General features: G+C 58.1%; 12 protein-coding genes and 4 tRNA genes. 5 read left to right on the top strand and 11 right to left on the bottom strand.

Going from position 1 to position 15,470, the window contains the following annotated elements:
- Positions 1 to 49: 49 nt before the first annotated feature.
- From EBQ26_RS05510 to EBQ26_RS05460, 11 genes are all read right to left on the bottom strand, one after another.
- Complete coding sequence (locus EBQ26_RS05510) at positions 50 to 1,042, bottom strand: KpsF/GutQ family sugar-phosphate isomerase (protein WP_122238006.1); 993 nt, start codon at positions 1,040 to 1,042, stop codon at positions 50 to 52.
- A gap of 99 nt (positions 1,043 to 1,141) precedes the next feature.
- On the bottom strand, positions 1,142 to 2,167 hold the full coding sequence (locus EBQ26_RS05505; RefSeq protein ID WP_122238054.1) for an NAD(P)H-dependent glycerol-3-phosphate dehydrogenase: 1,026 nt from the start codon (positions 2,165 to 2,167) through the stop codon (positions 1,142 to 1,144).
- A gap of 28 nt (positions 2,168 to 2,195) precedes the next feature.
- Entirely contained in the window at positions 2,196 to 2,702 is a 507-nt protein-coding gene (gene ispF, locus EBQ26_RS05500) for a 2-C-methyl-D-erythritol 2,4-cyclodiphosphate synthase (protein WP_122238005.1), read from the bottom strand.
- A gap of 116 nt (positions 2,703 to 2,818) precedes the next feature.
- Positions 2,819 to 3,592, bottom strand: coding sequence for a 2-C-methyl-D-erythritol 4-phosphate cytidylyltransferase (ispD, locus tag EBQ26_RS05495; protein ID WP_122238004.1), 774 nt, complete (start codon positions 3,590 to 3,592; stop codon positions 2,819 to 2,821).
- A gap of 13 nt (positions 3,593 to 3,605) precedes the next feature.
- Positions 3,606 to 4,469, bottom strand: a complete 864-nt coding sequence (locus tag EBQ26_RS05490) for an HAD family hydrolase (protein ID WP_390614170.1) — start codon at positions 4,467 to 4,469, stop codon at positions 3,606 to 3,608.
- Positions 4,470 to 4,587: 118 nt separating this feature from the next.
- The gene (locus tag EBQ26_RS05485) at positions 4,588 to 5,826 is read right to left on the bottom strand and encodes an FAD-dependent monooxygenase (RefSeq protein ID WP_122238003.1); all 1,239 of its coding nucleotides are present in this window, start codon (positions 5,824 to 5,826) and stop codon (positions 4,588 to 4,590) included.
- 105 nt (positions 5,827 to 5,931) lie between these two features.
- A complete protein-coding gene (coaE, locus tag EBQ26_RS05480; RefSeq protein WP_122238002.1) occupies positions 5,932 to 6,555 on the bottom strand; it encodes a dephospho-CoA kinase in 624 nt (207 codons plus the stop codon).
- Positions 6,555 to 7,430 (bottom strand): prepilin peptidase, encoded by an 876-nt coding sequence (locus EBQ26_RS05475; protein WP_122238001.1) that lies wholly within the window; start codon positions 7,428 to 7,430, stop codon positions 6,555 to 6,557. The genes coaE and EBQ26_RS05475 overlap by 1 nt, the downstream gene beginning before the upstream one ends.
- Positions 7,430 to 8,662, bottom strand: coding sequence for a type II secretion system F family protein (locus tag EBQ26_RS05470; protein ID WP_122238000.1), 1,233 nt, complete (start codon positions 8,660 to 8,662; stop codon positions 7,430 to 7,432). The genes EBQ26_RS05475 and EBQ26_RS05470 overlap by 1 nt, the downstream gene beginning before the upstream one ends.
- A 21-nt stretch (positions 8,663 to 8,683) precedes the next feature.
- Complete coding sequence (gene pilB, locus EBQ26_RS05465) at positions 8,684 to 10,417, bottom strand: type IV-A pilus assembly ATPase PilB (RefSeq protein ID WP_122237999.1); 1,734 nt, start codon at positions 10,415 to 10,417, stop codon at positions 8,684 to 8,686.
- Positions 10,418 to 10,576: 159 nt separating this feature from the next.
- Complete coding sequence (locus tag EBQ26_RS05460) at positions 10,577 to 13,735, bottom strand: hybrid sensor histidine kinase/response regulator (RefSeq protein WP_122237998.1); 3,159 nt, start codon at positions 13,733 to 13,735, stop codon at positions 10,577 to 10,579.
- 45 nt (positions 13,736 to 13,780) lie between these two features.
- Here EBQ26_RS05460 and EBQ26_RS05455 point away from each other — a divergent pair.
- The 5 genes from EBQ26_RS05455 to EBQ26_RS05435 all read left to right on the top strand — a co-directional run bounded on the left by EBQ26_RS05455 (position 13,781) and on the right by EBQ26_RS05435 (position 15,467).
- Positions 13,781 to 13,866 (top strand) — tRNA-Tyr (locus EBQ26_RS05455).
- A gap of 32 nt (positions 13,867 to 13,898) precedes the next feature.
- Positions 13,899 to 13,972 (top strand) — tRNA-Gly (locus EBQ26_RS05450).
- 35 nt (positions 13,973 to 14,007) lie between these two features.
- A tRNA-Thr gene (locus EBQ26_RS05445) sits at positions 14,008 to 14,082 on the top strand.
- A gap of 67 nt (positions 14,083 to 14,149) precedes the next feature.
- Positions 14,150 to 15,340 carry an elongation factor Tu gene (gene tuf, locus EBQ26_RS05440; protein WP_095543731.1) on the top strand — a complete coding sequence of 397 codons (1,191 nt, stop codon included), beginning with the start codon at positions 14,150 to 14,152 and terminating at the stop codon, positions 15,338 to 15,340.
- Positions 15,341 to 15,391: 51 nt separating this feature from the next.
- A tRNA-Trp gene (locus EBQ26_RS05435) sits at positions 15,392 to 15,467 on the top strand.
- Positions 15,468 to 15,470: the final 3 nt, after the last annotated feature.

Below are 15,470 nucleotides of genomic sequence, written 5' to 3'. Positions count from 1 at the left end.
TACCTTACCTGCCAGTCCAGAGCGGCCTGCCTAGCAGCGCCGTCGGCGCTCAAATCACTTTGGCGCGCATCAAATCGCCCACGTGCAGTGCGCCGATGAGCTGGCCGCTGGCCGCTTCGGTGACGAGCAAGCTGGTGATGCGGTGGCGTTCCATCAGCTCGGCGGCTTGGGTGGCCAGGGCGTCGGCGCCGATGGTGCGCGGGCTGGGGTGCATGAGCTGGGCGGCGGTTTGGCCGCGCAAATCCAGCCCGGCTTCGATGTGGCGGCGCAAATCGCCATCGGTGTAGATGCCGATGGGGCGGTTTTGTGCGTCCACGATGGCGGTGGCGCCGATGCCTTTGGCGGAGATTTCGTGCATCAGGGCAGCAAACCCGGCCTCCTGCGGTACGCGGGGGATGGCGTCGCCGCTGCGCATGACGTCGCGCACGTGGGTGAGCAGGCGCCGGCCCAGCGCGCCGCCGGGGTGGGAGCGGGCGAAGTCTTCGGCGCGAAAGCCGCGCGCATCGAGCACGGCCACGGCCAGCGCGTCGCCCAGCACGATTTGCACGGTGGTGCTGGCGGTGGGGGCGAGGTTGAGCGGATCGGCCTCGCGGGTGACGTGAGTATCCAGCACCAGATCGGCGTGGCGCGCCAGGGCCGATTGCGGCTGGCCGGTCATGGCGATGATGGTCGCACCCAAGCGGCGCAGCGCGGGCAGGATGGCGACGACTTCCTCGGCCTCGCCGCTGTTGGAGATGGCCAGCACCACATCCTCGGCGGTGACCATGCCCAGATCGCCGTGGCTGGCTTCGGCCGGGTGCAAGAAGAAGGCGGGCGTGCCGGTGGAGGCGAGCGTGGCGGCGATTTTGCGGCCGATGTGGCCGCTTTTGCCCATGCCGGTGACGACGACGCGCGCGCGGTTGCGCAGCAGCAGCTCCACGGCCTGGGCAAAGGGCTGGCCCAGGCGGGTGTGCAGGGATTGGAGTTGCTCGACTTCGGTCTGGATGGCCTGGCGCGCCATGTGCAGGGCGCGCTGGCTGTCAAAGGTGGAAGGGGCGGTCATGGCGCAATCGGTGATGATTATAAATCAAAAATAAATTTAATTTCAATGTGAATATGCCGAAATATGCTAATTTATTTTCTTTTGATTGGCAATTTTGGCTTATTCACGGGCTGGATCGCGGCTGAGCAGGCCGTGCACGAGTTCGCGCGCGCTGCATTGGCCATCGAGCAGGCGCACCACGGCGGCGCTCAGCGGCATTTCCACGCCCAGCGCGGCGGCGCGCTGCACGACGGCGCGCGCGCAGTACACGCCTTCGGCCACATGGCCCAGCGATTGCAGGATGGCGGGCAGCGGCTGGCCTTCGGCCAGCATCAGGCCGACGGTGCGGTTGCGCGAGAGGCCGCCGGTGGCGGTGAGCACCAAATCGCCGATGCCCGAGAGGCCGCGAAAGGTCTCCGCCCGCCCGCCCAGGGCCAGGCCCAGGCGCGTCATTTCCGCCAGGCCGCGGGTGATGAGGGCGGCGCGCGCGTTCAGGCCCAGCTGCAGCCCGTCGCACACGCCGGTGGCGATGGCCAGCACGTTTTTCACCGCGCCGCCCACTTCCACGCCGGTGACGTCGTCATTGGCGTACACGCGCAAGGCGTTGGCGTGAAACGCCTCCAGCAGGCGCTGGCGCACCGGCGCGTGGGCGCTGGCGGCGACCAGGGCGGTGGGTTGCTGGCGGGCCACTTCCTGCGCAAAGCTGGGGCCGCTGAGCACGCCGCAGGGCAAAGCGGGAGCGACGCTTTGCTGGATTTCGTGGGGCAAGAGGCCGGGAGATAAATGGCCTTCGGGCGGTTGCTCCAGCCCTTTGCACAGCCAGACGACGGGGGGCGCATCGGCGCCGCGAGCGCTGAGCTGGGGGGCGATGGCGTGCAGCGTGGCGCGCAGCGCGGCCACGGGCGTGCCCAGCACGACGAGCTGGGCGCGTGCCAGCAGGGCATCGGGCGCGCCACTGGCGATGCGCAGCGCGGGCGGCAGGGCGATATCGGGCAGGTAGCGCTGGTTGCAGCGCGCTTGCTCGGTGGCGGCGGCTTGCGCGGCATCGCGCAGCCAGAGGGTGACGGTGTGGCCTGCCGGGTGCTGGGCCGCAGCCAGGGCGACGGCGGTGCCCCAGGCGCCGCCGCCGAGGACGACGATGTTCAGGGAGGAGGTGCTCATAGGGAACAGGCTCTCAGGTGGCCTGGCACAGCAGTACGACGGCGCGCGCCTCCATGGATTCGCCGCGGCCGACGGGGCCGAGTTTTTCTGCCGTTTTGGCCTTGATGTTGATGTGCGCGACGCTCAGACCCAGGGCGTGGGCGATGTGCTGGCGCATGGTATCGATGTGGGGGGCGAGTTTTGGGGCCTGGGCGATGATGGTGCTGTCGATGTTGACGATGCGCCAGCCCTGGGCTTGCACGTGTTGCCAGGCTTTTTGCAGCAGGGCGGTGGAATCGGCGTCTTTGAAAGCGGGGTCGTTATCGGGGAAGTGGCGGCCAATATCGCCCAGCGCGGCGGCGCCCAGCAGGGCGTCGGTGAGGGCGTGCAGCAGGATGTCGGCGTCGGAGTGGCCCAGCAGCCCCCGCTCATACGGGATGCGGATGCCGCCCAGAATGAGCGCGCGGCCGGGGACGAGGGCGTGGCAGTCCCAGCCTTCGCCGATGCGAAGGGCGGGCCAGGTGGGGGCGGGGGTGGACATGGGGTGGCTCCTGTAGTGCTGCTGCCAGATATAATTTACATATCAAAAGGAAATAAAATCACCTATTTTCGGCTTGTTATGAAATAAGTGGATTTTCCTTTGATTGGATAATTGGGTTATTCGGGGGCGCGCTGGCGCATCTGGAGGATAGCCTCGGCCAAAGCGAAGTCCTCGGGGTAGGTGACTTTGATGTTTTGCGCGCTGGCGGGCACGAGCAGCGGGCGCAGGCCGGTGGCCTCGATGGCGCTGGCTTCGTCGGTGATGGCGTCCAGATCGGCGTTTTCCAGCGCGGCGCTGAGCGCGCCCAGGCGAAACATTTGCGGGGTTTGGGCCAGCCATTTGCCGCTGCGCGCGATGGTGGCGGCCACATGCGCAGGCTGGCCATCGCCAGCGGGGGCTTGCTGTTTGAGGGTGTCGGGCAAGGGCAGGGCGAGCAGGCCGCCGACGGGGTGGCCTTGCACGGCGTGGATGAGGCGCTCGATCCACGCTGGCGCAATCAGGCAGCGCGCGGCGTCGTGCACCAGCACCCAGTCATCGGCTTGCGCGCCGTGGTGGGTGCGCAGGGCGTGCAGGCCGTTGCGCACGGATTCGGCCCGGCTGGCGCCGCCTACGGCGTGGGCGCTGGCGTGGGGCTGGGTGTTTTCCGCCTGGGTGTGGAAGATGGCATCGCCCGGCGCGATGACGACGATGGTGTGGGCGATGGCGGGCACCTGGCCAAAGGCGCGCAGGGTGTGCGAGAGCAGGCTTTGGCCCAGCAGCCGCTGGTATTGCTTGGGCTGTGGCGGCGTTGTTGGCGCGGTGGTGGCCGCAGCGTCAGTGGTGGCGGTAGCGCGCAGGCCGACGCCTGCGGCGGGGATCAAGGCCCAGATGCGGTTTGGCATGGCTGGCATGGTGGGCGCGGCTTCAGTGGCTGATGCTGCATGCCGGGCTTGGCGCGGTGGCAGGCGCGCTCTGGGCAGCCAGCAGCAGGGCGGCCATTTCGGCAAAGCCGTCGCCGCGCTCGGCTTCGGCCACGTAAACGGGCAGGTGGCGCATGGCGGGCGCAAAGCGGGCGATGTTGGCGACGCCGACGCTGTGGGTGCAGTGCGCGAACATGGTTTCGTCGTTGGTGGAGTCGCCGATATACACCCATTGCGTCAGCTCGTCGGGCAGGGCGCGGCCCCAGAGTTGGCGCACGATCCATTGCGCGCCTTGCCATTTGTTGTGCTCGCCAAACCAGCCGTTGATGTGGATGGAGCTGACGGTGGCGTGCATGCCCGCTTCTTGCATCAGGCGCACGACGTGGGCGATGTGCTCCTGGGGCAGTTGGGTGAATTCGCTGTGGTCGATGGCGATGTCGCACTCGCGCCCGGGCGAATCGGTGGCGAGCTGGGCACCGGGCACGGTGGCGGTGATGTGCTGGGCCAGCGCTTGCATGCGCGCGAAGTTGTGCGCGCGCACTTGGGCGCTTTGCTGGTAGAGCTTGGCCATGCGCCCATCGCTTTGGCGCACGAAGGCGACAGCGCCGTTTTCGGCCAGCAGGGCATCGAGCGGCCATTGCTCGGCGTAGGGCGCGCTCCAGCCCGCCGGGCGGCCGGTGATGGCGATCAGGCGCAGGCCGCACGCACGCAAGGCGTGCAAGGCGTCCAGCGCGCTGGGCACGATGTGGCCGTCGCGGGTGAGGGTGTCGTCGATATCGGTCATCACGCCCTGGATGGCGTTGCGCTGCGCCAGCGGCCACTGTTTCAAGGGGCGCATCATGGGGCGGGCGGATGGGGTTTCAGGCATGGTGGGCAGCTCTTTTTTTGCAAAACAATAGGCAAACAAACTTGCTTGTTTTGGCAATTGGGTTTTGATTGATGTTTTTCTTTGATTTGTTTTTATTGGGATTGGGCCTGTGCCCTCATTAGAGGCCGCTGGCGGGAATGGGGCCGCCTGCATAAAGCCAGGGGCGATCCATCGCCTGCTGGGTCATGGTCTTGATGACGAGATTGCGTCCCAGGGCCAAAGGCCCGCTGAGGTGGAAGATGCGGCCATTGCGCAGCGCGCCGCGTTGTACTTTGCCGCAGCGCTGCACACGCGCGTAGGCATAGTGCGCCAGGGCAGCGTTGAGCTGCGGTTGGGCTTGCAGGGATTGGCGCAGTTGCTCCGCATCTTCAATCGCCATGGCGGCGCCTTGCGCCAGAAAGGGCACCATGGGGTGTGCGGCATCGCCCAGCAATGCAATGCGGCCAATGGCCAGCTCATCGGGGTCGCGCACGGGCTGGCGGATTTGCAGCGGCCACTCCGTCCAGCGCCCGCCCATGGTGTTGATGCCGTAGGAGTTGATGGCCAGGCACAGGTCTTTCAATTTGGGAAACAGGGGTTGCTGCTGTTCAATCGTGGTCAGCAGCGTGGGAAAGTCGGCTGGGCCGCGCTGCGAAAGATGGCCCAGGATGCGCTCGGAGACGACGATGACCACATTCAGAAAATGCCCTTGTTGCACGGGATAGGTGATGGCGTGCAGGTGCCTCCCCATCCAGGCATTGACCGTGGATGTGCGTAGCTGAAATGGCAAAGCCGATTGCCGCAGCAGCCCGCGATACGCGGTGTAGCCCGAGCGCATAGGCTCAAATTGCGGCAGCAGGCTGGCAGCGAGCTTGCTGCGGGCGCCATCGGCAACCAGCAGGGCATCGGCCGTCATCTCATTGCTCAAGCGGCTGCGCAGTTGGACGCTGACGCGCGATCCGTCTTGCTGCACCGACAGCGCCTGACTGCCCATGACGGCGGAGAACTGGCTGAACTCCCTGGCCTTGTTCAGCAAGATGCGGTGCAAATCGGTGCGCAGCGCCGTGCCATAGGGCGCGCCAAAGCGGCGCAGCGCGTGCCCAGCCAAAGGCTGGCGCCCGAGCACTTCACCGGTGGTGATGTTGCGCGCGACAATGGCCTCGGGCAGGCTGCAAATCTCTAGCAAGGCATCTTCCAGGCCCCACTGGCGCATGCAACGCCAGGCGTTAGGGCTGAGTTGCAGACCTGCGCCCACCTCCTGGAATGCCGGATTTTGTTCGATCAGTTCAATGGAGTGGCCTTGCGAAGCCAGGGCGATGCTGGCGCTCAGGCCTGCAATACCGCCGCCGACAATCAGAAACGATGGGGATGGATGCATGACAGACACAACAGGCGGGGTAGGGCGACGTTGAAAGCGCGGGCGAGTGCGCAAGAACCAAGCCGCTCTTGACGAAGACGCAAAGCGGCAAACTATACGCGCGTTTCACTCAGGACGAAGAGGCACCCCCCATAGGCGGGCGGCCTGCACCACCTGACAGGTCAGGACACTTTGGGAAATGTCGCCATTGAATACGACCATGTCGGCCGCCCGCAAACGGTGCGCCCTGCTGGCCTGGGTTTGCACAATGCGCTCAACGCTGGCGCGCTCCAGTTGCGAGCGGCGCTGCACACGCTCGATTTGGATTTCGACGGGACAGTCCACAACCCACACGCCATCCAGCCATGGGCGCCAGCGGGCGGATTCCACCAGCAGGGGCAAATCCAGCACAACGACTGGTGCGCGTGCCTGACCAATCGCCGCGTGAATGGCTTGGAAGATCAGGGGGTGTAAAAGGTCTTCCAAAGCACGGCGGGCCAGGGCATCGCGAAACACCAGCTCCCGCATGCGCTGGCGATCCATCGCACCTGAGCCATCAATGAATGCCTCTCCAAATTGGGCCGCAATGGGGCCAATGGCTGCGCCGCCCGCGGCAGTGAGACTTCTGGAGATGTGATCGGCATCGATGATTTCGGTCCAGCAATGCGCCGACAGCAGCGCGGCCACCGTGCTTTTGCCACTGCCGATGCCGCCGGTCAGCCCGATGCGCAGCGTTTGCCCAGGTGCCATCAGCCCCCCAGAATCAAACGGTCAATCCATTGGTTGATGGTGGCGGGCGAAAGCGCCAAAACAATCAAGCCCGCACCACCGAGGAAAGGCCCGTAGGGCATAGGCTGCCCTTGACCCAAGCGGCTGTTCAGCCGCAATGCGATGCCCACGCAAGCGCCCACCAACGAAGAAAACAGGACGATGGGCACGATGGCGCCTACGCCGAGCCAAGCGCCCATCGCGGCCAGCAGTTTGTAGTCGCCATGCCCCATGCCTTCTTTTTTGAAAAGAAGTTTGAACAAGGCACCCACCGACCACAGCGAGAGATAGCCCACGGCAGCGCCCAGAACCGAAGCGGAAAGCGGCGTGGCAATCCACTGCCCCCACGAAGCCAGCAGCCCCGCCCACAGCAGCGGCAGCACGATATCGTCGGGCAGTAGCATGGTGTCCCAGTCGATCATGACCAAGGTGATGATGGCCGTGCAAAAGCCCGCCCACAGCAGCCCAGCCCAACTCCAGCCCCAGTGGTAGCCGCACAGTGCGCACGCAACGGCCGTGGCAATTTCCACCATCGGGTAGCGTATGCCAATGGGCGTGCGGCAGCTTCGGCATTTACCGCCCAGCACCAGATAGCTCAGAACAGGGATGTTTTCCAGTGCAGAAATGGCATGCCCGCACTGCCGACAGCGGGAGCGCGGCGTGAGCAAATTGAAAGAGGGTGCTTCTGGCTCTTCTGCAAGATCCATCCCTTGTTCACGTAAATAGGCAACACAGTCGCGTCGCCAATTCTTTTTCAGAATCACCGGTAATCGGTAGATGACGACGTTGAGAAAGCTGCCCAGCAATAAGCCAAAAATCCCGAAAATAGCAGCCGTTAATGGATTATCGATCGTCATTAAACCACCTGGCCCAGTTTGAAGATTGGCAAATACATCGAAACCACGATGCCGCCAATCAATGTGCCCAAAACCACAATAATGATAGGCTCCATCAGGCTGGAGAGGCCTTCCACTTTGGTGTCCACTTCTGCTTCGTAATAATCGGCAGCTTTGGACAGCATATGGTCTAGCGAGCCGGATTCTTCGCCAATAGCAGTCATTTGCAGAACCATTGAGGGGAAAACATTGGTGTTGGTCATGGCGGTTGTCAGGCTGGTACCCGTTGCCACCTCTTTTTGAACCTCTTCAGTCGCTTTGCGATAGATGTAATTACCAGATGCGCCACCAACAGCATCTAGCGACTCCACCAAAGGAACACCTGCTGCAAACATGGTGGAAAGCGTGCGCGTCCAACGTGCAATGCTGGACATATTGACCAACTCACCAAAAATAGGCAGTTTGAGGAGAAGCCGATCTACAAAAATTTGGACTTTCTCACTACGCCGCCACGCCTGTAGCGAGAAATAGCCTGTTGCACCTAACACAATGGCAATAAGCAAAAACCATTTCACTACAAAATCACTGATGCCCATCACAATCAAGGTCGGGGCAGGCAAATCGGCGCCAAAATTGGTGAACACCTCTTTGAAGGCGGGAATTACCCATAACATGATTACAGTCAGCACAATGGCTGCGACGATCATGACAGCAGTGGGATACATCAATGCAGATTTGACTTTGGACTTGACATTTTCCATTTTCTCCATATAAGTTGCCAGCCGGTCTAGCAAGTCTTCCAGAATACCGGCGGCTTCGCCGGCTTCAACAAGATTGCAGTATAAATTGTCAAAATATAATGGATATTTTCTGAAGGCGCCGCTGAGCGCAGTGCCTGTTTCTACATCGGATTTGATGTTGTTTAATAATTTGGTCACGCTGGGGTTAGGGTTGCCTCGTGCGACAATATCAAATGACTGCAGCAAGGGAACGCCTGCGCGCATCATGGTGGAAAGTTGGCGTGTGAAGGTGGCAATGTCTCTGCCTTTGATTTTTTTGCCGGATTTTATTCGGCGCTTCTTGATTTTTGTAACGTAAATGCCTTGTTTGCGCAAGGTGGCGCGGACTTGATTTTCTCCAGCGGCCGATATTTCACCTCGAACAGCGCGAGAATTACGGTCTTTGCCTTCCCATTCAAATAAATAATTTTTGGTTTCGTTTTTGGTGCTGGTTCTGGCAGTTGCTGTGGCCATAAAATATCTCCAATCTATGCATTATTCATTGGTAACGGCCAGCACCTCATCCAATGAGGTGACACCGATCTTGACTTTTTGCAGGCCGGACTGCCGCAAAGTGCGCACGCCTTCTTTTTCGGCCTGATCTTGGATTTCTAAGGCAGAGCCATCGGCAAGAATGATGCGTTGAATTTCTTCGGAGATGGGCATGACTTGGTAAATACCGACCCGCCCTTTGTAGCCGTTGTTGCAGGCAGAGCAGCCAACAGCTTTATAAGGCACCCATGAGCCATCCAAATCATCGTAGCTGAATCCGGCATCAATCATGGCGTCCACCGGGATTTCTGCAGGCTCTTTGCAGTGAACACATAGCCTTCGTGCTAGACGTTGGGCTGTAATCAAAATCACGCTGGAGGCGATATTGAATGGGGCTATGCCCATATTGCGCAAGCGTGTTAAGGTAGTGGGGGCATCGTTGGTGTGGAGTGTGGATAGCACTAGGTGGCCTGTTTGTGCGGCCTTAATGGCAATATCGGCTGTTTCCAAGTCGCGGATTTCCCCCACCATGATAATGTCAGGGTCTTGTCGTAAAAAGGATTTGAGCGCAGCTGCGAAGGTGAGGCCTGCTTTGTCGTTAACATTAACTTGGTTAACACCAGGTAAGTTGATTTCAGAGGGATCTTCTGCGGTAGAAATATTGACGCCAGGCTTATTCAGAAGGTTTAGACAAGTGTAAAGGGAAACGGTTTTGCCGGAGCCTGTTGGGCCTGTAACCAAAATCATCCCATATGGTCTTTCAATAGCTTTAAGCAGGCGCTCTTTCTCGATGGGTTCGTATCCAAGTGCGTCAATGCCTATCTTTGCGCTGCTGGAATCTAGGATACGTATTACTATTTTTTCCCCAAACAGTGTAGGTAGTGTGCTAACACGGAAATCGATAGATTTTCCGCCTATACGCATTTTTGTTCGTCCATCTTGTGGGATGCGTTTTTCGGAAATATCCATTCGGGAAATCACTTTAATGCGCGAGGCTATTTTTTCTTTGATTCCTATTGGGGGAGAGGAAACCTCCCTCAGCTCTCCATCGATTCGAAAACGTACGCGATAACTAAACTCGTAAGGTTCAAAATGCAAGTCAGATGCCCCCATGCGAACGGCGTCCACAATCATTTTTTGAAAAAATCGAACAACCGGGGCATCATCTGCATCTGCAACCGCGGAAGCGTCGTCCTCCGCTTCCGTTTCGGAACTTATTTCAAATTCGCCAAATTCAAAATCATCCGAGGAGGAGGGTGAATCCAAGGAGTTGGATTTTGCAATTGTTTCCAATAATGAGTTGATTTTGTTTAAATCGGCAACAATCCATTCTACAGAAGACTGTGTTGCAAATTTGATCTTTTCTGCAATATCTCGATTGCTGGGATCGCTGCTGGCAATAATGAGTCGACCTTGTTTTTTTCCAAGGGCAATCACTTTATAGGTGCGACAAAGTTTCAGATCCAGTAATTGAGAGGGAAGCCGCAAGGGCTCAATAGCATCAAGATCAATGTAAGGGACGGCAAAAACATCCGAGATGGTTTTTGCAACTTGCGCACTTGAAAGAAGGTTGCTTTCTATAACGATTTCTAAAAAATCTCGGCGCTCACTTTGCGCCCTTTGCAGTGCTGTGTCGACTTGTTCCTGAGTGAGTTGTTTGGACGCCAAAAAGGCCCGAGCTACAGTTGGCAAGGCAACCGTCACGGGGGCTTTTTTGGTGACTTCTTCAGTGGGCATATTGATCAATAGAGTTATAGAGAGTTGAGCGACCCGATAGGCAGATGCCCCTGTTCCTGTGGATGGAATGGGGTCGTTGAACAGCCATGATGCAATGGCAGTGTAGCCGGATTGCTGTACAAGTGGTTACGTTTTCAGGTGGGGGTGTGCTGGCAATGGTTAACTATTTTCATCAGGTTGTTTTTCCATCGCAGTGGATTGGGCAATCAGCCCTTTTAAGTGGGCTTGTCCGTGATGCAGGGCCGTTTGAAGCTGTATCAGCAGGGTGGGTAGCTGGCTTTGCTGTTGTGATCGGATGGCCGCAGACATGGCTTTCGCAGCCGATCCCGCTGCGATCAATCCAAATGAGCCGGCGGTACCGCTGATTTGGTGCAGGACAGCGTAAAGTTTGCTGACGTCCTGAGAGTTGTAAGCGCTGGTGAGCTCTTGTAGTTGTTGCTCGGATTGTGTGAGGAACTGCTCTGCCAGTTCTTGTGCTCGCTCAAAAGAGAGGCTATGCACGAGGTCTAGCCATGCATGGTGGTCAAAAGTGTCACTTTGGGCAGGTAAATCCGCAGGCTGTGAAACGGGGGCGGCGGCGCGCAGCGGGGTGATATGCCAAGCGCTGAGGACTTTCCAGAATTGGGTTTCGACCAAGGGCTTATGAATGAAGTCCAGCATGCCACTGGCTAACGCTTGGGCTTCTTGCTCTCCACCATGATGTGCCGACATGGCGAAAATGGGAGGCGGGTCTTGAAGCAGTTCGTGGATTTCCCTTGTCGCAGACAGCCCGTCTAGGACCGGCATTTCTACATCCATCAGTACGGCATCGTATGGGAGTTCTTGCGCTGCAAGGATTTTTTCAATGGCTTGCTGGCCGTTCTCAGCAAAATCGATGCTGCTATGCAGGTCGGGGTTGCTTTGTAGGAAGTCTGCGGCAATGGCGCGATTGAGGGCGTTATCGTCTACGATGAGAAAGCGGAGGGGTGCAGACGATGCGTATTCAAAATGACTGCCGGTATGAGAAAGAGCCTGTTTCGCAGCCAAAGCAAGGATATCCAGACCCAGTGGCTTGGTCAGTATGGAGACACCGGGTTCTTTCCCTAAGGTAGCAAGTTCAGGGGAGTCTTGGTAGCCAGCAAACCATATGGGGCCAGGGTAGTTGGCTTGCCTTGTTGCTTGCAGTAACTGGATTGCGTTCATGTCGGCCAGTTGTGATGCAAAAATGCACAGGTCAAAACGTTCTCGGCTAGTTTGTAAAAGTTGGAGAACTTGATGTCCTGAATTCGCCTCTACCACTTTGCAGGCGAAAGCATTGGCCAGCGTTTTGCGCAAAGCAGCGCGAGCACCGTCATGGCTTTCCGCAATTAAGACTTGCCAGCCACGCAATTCATCGTGAGTTGCGTCTGGGCTAGCGCGTTGGATACGTGCGGTAAACCAAAATACGCTGCCTTCTCCTGGACGGCTGCGTACGCCCGTTTGTCCGCCTAGCAATTGCGCAAAATGGTTGGAAATGGCTAGGCCCAGCCCTGTCCCCCCGTAACGCCGTGTGATTGATGCATCGGCTTGTCGAAAAGCCTGAAATAGGTTTTTTTGGTCTTGCGATGAAATACCGATGCCTGTGTCATGGACTTCGATGAGTAGCAGGGTTGATTCTTGTTCCAGATTTTTCGCATCGGGCCCAGGTGAGGAGTGGTCAAGGATTTTTGCGTGTATCGAGACTTCGCCTGCCTGGGTGAATTTGATTGCGTTAACCGTAAAGTTCACGAGAATTTGGCGTAGTCGGAATGGGTCTCCCAGCCAATTGCCATAGAGCGGGGGAGGAATGTCTACCCAAAGCTCCAGCCCCTTTTCAGCGGCACGTGGTGCGAGTAGATCGCAGACCTCCGCCACCAGATGCGATAGGGAGAAAGACGTTTGCTCTAATGCCAGCTGACCACTCTCAATTTTTGAAAAATCCAGTACATCATTAACTATCTCTATCAGATGGTGGCCGGAGCTGAGAATTTTGCGAATGCGCTCGCGTTGCATTACAGGCATATCACTTTTCAATGCCAATTGGGCCATGCCCAGTATGCCATTGAGAGGTGTGCGAATCTCGTGACTCATGACAGCTAATAGCCGGGCTTTTTCTTCAGCGACGCGCTCTGCGTCGCTATGAGCTTTGGTCAACGCTTGCGCTTGTTCAATGCTCTCGCTGACATCTAGCCATACACCATTGACGATAGTCGATCCGCTCGTTTGCGGAGTAGCTGTGGCCAATGTACGAATCCACCGCTGTTGACCCACATAAGCGATTTCTGTGTCGTATTCCAATACTTGGGGTGCTGGGGATTGCTGCTGCGCTACGTGCTCGAAAAGGCTATGGGTTAAAGCAAGGGGAATGGGTGACGCATCCTCCCAGTCGTGTCCGTATTGCGCAGCGTCTGCTGCGCCTTCGGGCTCTGATTGGCCGAAGAAAGACCAGGCTTTAGGGCTGACGAAATGGTGTATGCGTGTGCCGTCCGCTAGGTATTCGTATTGAAAGACGACGCCTGGAATGGCTTTGGCTAATTCCAGCATTTGCTGTGATGCTTGGAAACCTTGAACACGCTGCGCCATTTGTGCTGCGAGCTGATCGCCTTCACGTAGTAGTCGATAGATGGTTTGGATGTTGGCGCGCATACTAGGCTCAAGCAAATACAGGTCTGCATCAGCCAAGGCCGTTGGCGTACTGTCTTTGCGTGCGCATACGCTTAAGATGGTTCGCAGTGATGACATCGGTCGATATCCGTAGCGATAGAGCAGCCATCCGCCAAGAATGCTCACGAGAATCAACGCGGTTGCAATTCCAAAATTCCAAAAAAGCAAATTTTGTTCAAGGATGCGAAAGTGTGCAGCAGCACTGGCTTCCATCTCGCGTCTCAAGGCATGCCGGGCTTCAGTCAAGAGGGAGTGAATATGCGAAACAGTGATCTCGGGACTGCTGGGGCGGATAAAACGCAGGCTGTCACGCAAATTCAATGCCTGACGGTAAGCGAGCACAATGGCAGAGGTTGCTTTTGAGTCATGCGGGAGTGTGTTTTGCAAGTCCTCCAGAGCCCAGACCAGCTCGTTAACTTGATTCAGTGGCGAGGTATCGGAAAGCACATCGACATGTTCTAGCACCCTCGCGGCTTGTATGGCTTGATCGCGCAAAAATTTGGCATCGCGCGCACGATATTCCACGAACTTTGTGGTGCCGAGGATGGCCACCAAGAGGCATGCCATGATGGCAATGGCTGCAAGAGGGATGCTCTTGAGCATGAGGCGTTGGGCTTGCAATCCAGACAACGAGCCATGTTGGCGAAAAATTTTCATGGATGAACTGAGCGAAGATTTTTTATGCTATAGTCTACCTTTTACGGAGGGATGGCCGAGTGGTTAAAGGCAGCAGACTGTAAATCTGCCCTCTAACGAGTACGCTGGTTCGAATCCAGCTCCCTCCACCAGGCTTCTTGATTTGCATGCAATTGCAAATTCTGCGGGAGTAGTTCAATGGTAGAACCCCAGCCTTCCAAGCTGATGACGCGGGTTCGATTCCCGTCTCCCGCTCCAGATGGGGTGTTGTCTTATCTGGTGTGAGCTTCAGTGCCCATGTGGCTCAGTGGTAGAGCACTCCCTTGGTAAGGGAGAGGTCGCGGGTCCGATTCCCGCCATGGGCACCAATTCGCCGCTTGCAGTGGCGGTTTGTTGTTTTGTCTCTGGTAATTCATTTCTTTCGAGGTTTGAGAAATGGCAAAAGGTAAGTTTGAGCGCACCAAGCCCCACGTGAACGTGGGCACGATTGGTCACGTGGACCATGGCAAGACGACGCTGACTGCAGCGATCGCCACCGTGTTGTCCAAGAAGTTCGGCGGCGAAGCCAAGGGCTACGACCAGATCGACAATGCGCCCGAAGAAAAGGCTCGCGGCATCACCATCAACACCTCGCACGTGGAATACGAAACGGCCAACCGCCACTACGCCCACGTGGACTGTCCTGGCCACGCCGACTACGTCAAGAACATGATCACCGGTGCCGCTCAGATGGACGGCGCCATCCTGGTCTGCTCCGCCGCTGACGGCCCCATGCCCCAAACCCGTGAGCACATCCTGCTCTCGCGCCAGGTGGGCGTGCCCTACATCATCGTCTTCCTGAACAAGGCCGACATGGTGGACGACGAAGAGCTGCTGGAACTGGTCGAAATGGAAGTGCGCGAACTGCTCTCCAAGTACGACTTCCCTGGCGACGACACCCCCATCATCCGCGGCTCTGCCAAGCTGGCCCTGGAAGGCGACCAAAGCCCCATCGGCGAAGAAGCCATCCTCAAGCTCGCTGAAGCCCTGGACAGCTACATCCCCACCCCCGAGCGCGCCGTGGACGGCACCTTCCTCATGCCCGTGGAAGACGTGTTCTCCATCTCTGGTCGCGGTACCGTGGTCACCGGCCGTGTCGAGCGTGGCGTCATCAAAGTCGGCGAAGAAATCGAAATCGTCGGCATCCGTGACTTGCAAAAGACCACCGTCACCGGCGTGGAAATGTTCCGCAAGCTGCTCGACCAGGGTCAGGCTGGCGACAACGTCGGTCTGTTGCTGCGTGGTACCAAGCGCGAAGAAGTCGAGCGCGGTCAAGTGCTGGCCAAACCCGGCACCATCAAGCCGCACACCGACTTCACGGCCGAGGTCTATGTGCTGAGCAAGGACGAAGGCGGTCGTCACACCCCCTTCTTCAGCAACTACCGTCCGCAGTTCTACTTCCGCACCACGGACGTGACCGGCTCCATCGAACTGCCTGAAGGCAAGGAAATGGTCATGCCTGGCGACAACGTCAGCATCACCGTCAAGCTGATTGCTCCGATTGCCATGGAAGAAGGTCTGCGCTTCGCGATCCGTGAAGGCGGTCGTACCGTCGGCGCCGGCGTGGTGGCCAAGATCATTGCTTGAGTTTTGAAAGTGAAAATTTGCGAAGGTGATTCGCAAATTTTCTGAAGGTCTAGGGGTATAGCTCAATTGGCAGAGCGTCGGTCTCCAAAACCGAAGGTTGTAGGTTCGATTCCTACTGCCCCTGCCAGAA

It is taken from the genome of Allofranklinella schreckenbergeri, assembly GCF_003703475.1.
Classification (GTDB): domain Bacteria; phylum Pseudomonadota; class Gammaproteobacteria; order Burkholderiales; family Burkholderiaceae_C; genus Lampropedia; species Lampropedia schreckenbergeri.
Note: the sequence above shows the minus strand (reverse complement) of the source record. Positions and strands in the feature narration are given on the sequence as shown.